5 protein-coding genes are annotated in these 6159 nt (G+C 25.5%); 1 reads left to right on the top strand and 4 read right to left on the bottom strand.

Going from position 1 to position 6159, the window contains the following annotated elements; translation table 11 throughout:
- Together selB and selA are read right to left on the bottom strand one after the other, a co-directional pair.
- On the bottom strand, nt 1-1744 hold a 1744-nt coding region (selB, locus tag JG677_RS06590), incomplete at its 3' end, for a selenocysteine-specific translation elongation factor (protein ID WP_200285849.1).
- Nucleotides 1741-3072 carry an L-seryl-tRNA(Sec) selenium transferase gene (gene selA / locus JG677_RS06595; RefSeq protein ID WP_200285851.1) on the bottom strand — a complete coding sequence of 444 codons (1332 nt, stop codon included), beginning with the start codon at nt 3070-3072 and terminating at the stop codon, nt 1741-1743. The genes selA and selB, both read right to left, overlap by 4 nt.
- Nucleotides 3073-3140: 68 nt before the next feature.
- Here selA and JG677_RS06600 point away from each other — a divergent pair, with 68 nt between their 5' ends.
- Complete coding sequence (locus JG677_RS06600; RefSeq protein ID WP_200170253.1) at nt 3141-4799, top strand: 4Fe-4S dicluster domain-containing protein; 1659 nt, start codon at nt 3141-3143, stop codon at nt 4797-4799.
- On the opposite strand, the gene JG677_RS06605 is transcribed toward JG677_RS06600, so the two are convergent.
- Nucleotides 4780-5583, bottom strand: a complete 804-nt coding sequence (locus JG677_RS06605; protein WP_200285853.1) for an alpha/beta hydrolase — start codon at nt 5581-5583, stop codon at nt 4780-4782. The two genes, JG677_RS06600 and JG677_RS06605, sit on opposite strands and share 20 nt — an antisense overlap.
- Nucleotides 5580-6159: MFS transporter (locus JG677_RS06610; protein WP_200285855.1), on the bottom strand; the 580-nt coding region annotated here is incomplete at its 5' end. The genes JG677_RS06605 and JG677_RS06610, both read right to left, overlap by 4 nt.

Raw genomic sequence — 6159 nt, forward strand, 5'->3', positions numbered from 1 at the left:
CTTTATCTAGGTATTCTAAATAAGCTATGGCATATTTTCTTGAAAGATTAAATTTTTCTTTGACTTTTTGCACATCAAGACTTTCGTATTTTAAGAGTTCTAAAAATTCTTTCATTAGATTGTCTAAAGCTTTTTTTTCTATAAAAAGATTATGAGCTAATCTTACTACAAGAGAATTTTTAGTGAGTTTTTTTAATATATTATCACCACTTTTTCTATCAAGATCTAAAAAATCATAGATATTATAAGGAGCTTTAGGATAAATTCCTTGTTTTTTAATGATATTAAAAAGTTCATTATTGTTTTTTTCTTCTATTTTTTTAAAATCTATTCCTTTTTTAAAATATATTCCTTTATTAAAATCAAGTTCTTTTGTGTTTTTTAAAGCTAACTCGCAAAAACTTTTACTTGCCCAAGGAATTCTTAAAGCTAAGGAGTGAGCTGAAAGCATAGCATAAGGATTTTTTTCTATACTAAAAGCAATAAATTTTTTTATTTCTTCTAAAATTGTTAATGTATAAACATTTAATTCTTTTTCATCTACAAAAACATTATCAAGCTCTTTGGCTAAGTTTAGGGCATCTTCGTGTTGTAATTTAAATCTTTGATAGCTTGATAATAAGCCAAAACCATATTTATGAATTTCTTTAAGATAATTAAAACTTTCTTTGAGTTTTTCTTCTTTTAAAAAATTTAAAAGTTTAATTTTTGCTTCTTTTTTTAAAGGTTCGCTTACAGGATTTAAAACTCTTCCACCTCCAACAACGCGATTATTTTGAAGTAAGATAAATCTTTCATTAAAGCATAAAAAAAGATTTTTTTCAAAGTTTAAATGAGCAAAAAATTCATTATTTTCTAATTGTTTAAGTATGGAAATTTTGCATTCTATTTGTTTTGTTCCAACGCAAAAAATCATTTTTTCATTTTTTAAATTTTTTGCTTTTATTAAAACATCGCATTCTTTGAAAGCTTTAAAATAGCCTTTTTTACTAAGTATATAACCTTTTTTTAGTTCTTTATGATCGCAATTTAAACTTAGAGCTACGCGGTTATAAGCTTTTATTGTGGTATGATTTTTTTCGTGATTTTGTATATTTTTAATGATAAGTTCTTTTTGATTATCAAGGCATATAATCTTTTCATTAAGGCTAATGCTTCCTTCATTAAGACTTCCAGTAACTATAGTCCCTATACCTTTTAAAGAAAAAACCCTATCAATGTAATAACGAAAAATTAAATTTTCATCTGTATTTTTGCATTCTAAATTTAAAAGATAGTTTTTTAGCTTTTCTATGCTTTTTATATCTTTAATGGAAGTATAAAAAATTTCCATAGGAGTAAAATTTAAATTTTTTAAAATATTTTCACTTTGTTCTTTTAAATTTTTACATAAGTCACATTTGCTAAATACTAAAATAATATCTTTTATCCCTAAAAGATTAAGTACTTCTAAATGTTCTAAACTTTGTTCTTTTAAGCCCTCATTAATATCAACAACAAATAAACAAGCACTAAAGCCAAAAGCTCCGCTTATCATAGTTTTAACAAGATCTTTATGTCCTGGAACATCAATGAAAGAAATATATTTATTTTCGAAATTTAAATTTGAAAAACTTAAATTGATGGTTATTTGTCTGTCTTTTTCTTCTTTTAAAGTATCACCTTCAAAACCATTTAAAGCTTTAATTAAAGAAGTTTTGCCATGATCTATGTGTCCAGCAGTTCCAATGAGTAAAGAATTCATAGTGTATCCATTGAATTTATAATATTGCTTAAATGAGTTAACTCATCTTCTCTAATACTTCGAAAATCGAGAATAAATTTTTTATTTTCAATGCGTCCTATGATATTTTTTTCTCTAAATTTTTTTTGTAAAAGTAAAGCTTTGCCTTCAAAAGTTAAAACAAAAGTTTCTAAACTTTTATCAGGCATAGAACCTCCTCCAACTAAGCTTTTACTTTTTTGAAGTGTAGTTTTAAATTTGATATTTTTTTGAACTTTTAAGGCTTTTTGTTTTACGTGCTCTAAATCATCATTTAAAAGCTTTAAAGTAGTAATTTTTTCAAATTTTTTATCTAAATAAAATTTAAGCGTTTCATTTAAAAAGGTAATGCTTAATTTATCCACTCTTAACATTCTTAAAAGCTGATTTTTTTTAATTTTTTCTATAAATTTTTTCTTTCCTAAAATAATACCACCTTGCACAGAACCAAAAAGCTTATCTGCACTAAAACTTAAAATATCACAATCTTTTAAAAGTTTTTTAATTTCTGGCTCATTTTTTATTAAATCTAAATTAAGATTTTCGCACCATCCTGATCCTAAATCATAATAAAGTATTAATTTTTTCTTTTTAGATAAGACTTTTAATTCTTTTAAATTTACCTCACTTTGAAATCCAAGTAAAGAAAAATTAGATTTGTGTGTTTTTAAGATTAGGGCAGAATTTTCATTGATAGCTTCTTTATAATCTTTTAAATGAGTTTTATTGCTAGTCCCAATTTCATAAAGTTTTACTCCTGCTGCTTTAATTACTTCAGGAATTCTAAAACTTCCTCCAATCTCTACAAGCTCTCCTCTTGAGCTAATTACTTCTTTATCTTTAGCTAAGGTATTAAGGATCAAAAAAACTGCTGCTGCGTTATTATTTACAACTAAAGCATCTTCACATTCAAAAAGGATTTTAAATTTTTCTAGCAAAGAATCATATCTTGAACCTCTTTTTCCTGTTTTAAGATCAAATTCTAAATTAGAATAAGAACAAATTATTTTTTTGCAGTTTTCATAAAGATCTTCATCAATTACACTTCTTCCTAAATTCGTATGTATGACAACCCCGCTTGCATTAATAAGACTTTGAAGATCGTTTTTTAAAAAGTATTTTATTTTATTTTGAATTTCATCTAAAATTTCTGCTTTGTCTATATTTTTGTCTAAATTTTTTTGTAATTTTTTTTTCATTTCTTTAATGACGCATTTAGAAAAATAGTTTCTAAGATACAAAGGGTAAATTTTTAAGTTTTCATCTTTTATTAGACTAGAAATTTGCGGGAAGTCTCTAAATTTGTTCATCTTAAACCTTAAGAAAATATTTTGCTATTTTAACATAAAATTTATAATCAAAGTTTTTAAGGTTAAAAATGCAAGATTTTGTTTATGTAAAAAATGATTTTTTAATTCCTTTAGAAGATAATATCACTATTTTAGACAAACCAAATGAAAATGAGTTTTTAATTTCAAATGATAAAAATCAAAAAGCACAAATTTATGCCCCTGAAATTAATTTTTATCTAAAAAATTCAAAAGATGATACCTTAAAAAGAAGTAAAAATGTATCAAAACTTTATGAAGCAAGATTGATAGCTTATGATTTAGGACTTGATTTAGAGCAGGTTAAAGAAGTAGGTAAAAATATCATTTTAGTGGATATTAAAGAAGAAATTAGTGATTTTTTAAAAAGTAAAAATTTTAAAGTTTTAAATTTTAAAAATGATGAACTTATATCTGTTTTTGGTTCAATTGGTGAGCTTTGTGCTATAGTTAAGAAAGATAGCGAAGAAATTGAGCTTGATTTTGATATTTTACTTTTTAATGGGAATTTAGACAAAATACGCAAAGATTTTACAAGACAAAGTGGATGTTTTGATATAAGTTCTTTTAAAAGCACTGAGGAGCTTTTTGAATTTTTAGAACAAAAAACCCCAAAATATCATTATAAAACTTATATTACTTATGATTTGAGTATATGTCAATATCATCAAAGACGTAGCGAACATTGTGCAAAATGTGCTGAAATTTGTCCTACAACGGCTATTTTAAAAGATGATGAAAGAAGAGAATTGGAATTTTCTCAAATAGATTGTTTAGGATGTGGAGGATGTATTAGTATTTGCCCTAGTGGTTCACTTGATTATGCTCCTATGCCAAGAAATAGTTTTTTTGAAATAGCTAATTTATATAAGGGTTATAAAATTTTAATTATTCCTAAAAAAATGTCTTTAGAAAATTTAGAATTGAATCTAAAAGAAGATATTTTACCCTTGATGATAGAAGGTGAAAAATGGCTTTCTAATATGCATTTTTTAACGCTTTTGCAAAATAGCGGAGCAAATTTAGTTTTTTATACTGATTTTGTTTCAAAAGGAAGTAATGAAGCTATAAATCTTTTAAATACTATTTTTGAGAGAAAATTTAACAAAAAGGCCATTTTTGTAGCTAAAGATAAACAAGAGCTTGAAAATGTTTTAGAAAAATTAGAATTTATCCAAGGTCTTTCTTTTGAGCTTCATTCAAATTTTCTTACAACTAGAGAGCTTTTTGCTAAAAGATTAGAACATTTAATTGCTGATGATGATTTAGGTAGGGTAGAAAGTGGAGAATGGTTAAGATATGGTCAAGTTTTAATCAATCCTGATACTTGTACGCTTTGTCTTTCTTGTGTAGGAGCTTGTAATGTGGGAGCATTGATTGCTGATTCTAAAGAAAATGCTTTAAAATTTAATCCTTCACTTTGTACTACTTGTGGATATTGTGAGTCAAGTTGTGCTGAAAAAGATACCTTAAAACTTGTGCGTAGCGGTATAGAACTAAATAAAGATTATTTTAAATATCACACTTTAGCCAAAGATGAACTTTTTGCTTGTATAGAATGCGGTAAAGAATTTGCTACAAAAAAAGCAGTTGAAAAGATAGCAAATTTTATGAAAGATAAATTTGGCAATGATGAGAATAAAATCAAAACTCTTTATTGCTGTGCAGAATGCAAGGCTAAAGTGATGATTAAGGCGATGATGGTTTAAGAAAAATTTCTTTAGCATAAATCATAGCTTTATTAATAACACTTCCGTGAGTTTCATTTTCAAAAAGTTTAAAAGAGCTTTTGCAAGAACTTTCTTGTGAAATTTTTTGACTAAGCTCTTTAGTGCTTAGCAATGCATACCTTTTTCTTTCGGCAGAACCCATTGCAAAATATATTTTAGGACAAGATGATAATTTGATTTTTTGGGGTAAAAATTTAGTTTCATTCCACCATAAAGAAGGGGAAATGATAAAATAATAACTAAAAAGCTTGCTATCTTTTAAAAGTGTATCAAGAGCAAAAAGCCCTCCAAAAGAATGTCCAAAAATAGCTTTATAATTTTTATCACTAGGATAATATTGTTCGATATAAGGCATTAGTTGTGTTTTTAAAAAAGTTCTAAAATTTTCACTTCCTCCACTTTCTTCAAATCCATCTTGCTTATCGGGTGTATAATCTTTTGTGCGGTTTTTAGTATCAAAAGCTAAAGAAGTGTTATAACCTATGCCTATGATTAAAAGATTTTCTTTTATTGGTTTAGAAAAAAGATTTAAAAATAAAGGAAAGAAAGCATTGCCATCAAGTAAATAAATGCTTTTATATTCTTTAGCATTTGTATTATTTGTTGCAATAAAGATTTTATAATCTATATTGTGATGTGTAAAATAAATAGTTTTTTCTATAAAAAAAATCTTTTTTGCTATAGTTGAAATTTCTGGAATTTTTTGATTTGGTTTAGCAAAGGCAAAAGATATAAAAAGAAGAAAAAATAAAAATTTATTCATATTTTTGCTTCTAATTCTTCTTTGCTTGTCAGTTTATTATCAAATTTAATTACTAAATTTTTTGAATTTTTGTAAATGTCTATAACACCTTTAGTATTTAAAAGTTTTTCCCAATTTAAAGGCGTGTTAAGGTTGAGATAAATATTTTTAAATTCAGCTGGATTTTTTAAAAATAAAAGCAAAATAAACCAAAATACAGATAAAACTACTAAAATAATAGTAAGAAGCTCTAGCTTTTCAAAATGTAAAAATAACCCCCCTAAAATTCCTCCTATAAAACTTCCTCCATATCCAAAGGAATTAAATATCCCCAAAGCTACACCTTTTTCATGAACTTTGCAAAATTTTGAAGCACAAGATTGCATAATGGGTTCATGCAAATTAAATCCTATAAAAAAGATAATTACTGAAAAGATAAAGAAATTAAGAGAATACGAAAAAGTAAAACATAAATAAGAGAGTATGAAAAAAAATACTCCAATAAGTAAAATTTGCTTAGATAAGTTTTTTCTTTCTCCTAAACTTCCAGCAAATCCCATAGCAATAAATCCTGCTATCATAGATATAGTATAAATA

Origin of the sequence: Campylobacter sp. TTU-622, from assembly GCF_016598965.1 — a bacterium.
Lineage (GTDB): Bacteria > Campylobacterota > Campylobacteria > Campylobacterales > Campylobacteraceae > Campylobacter_D.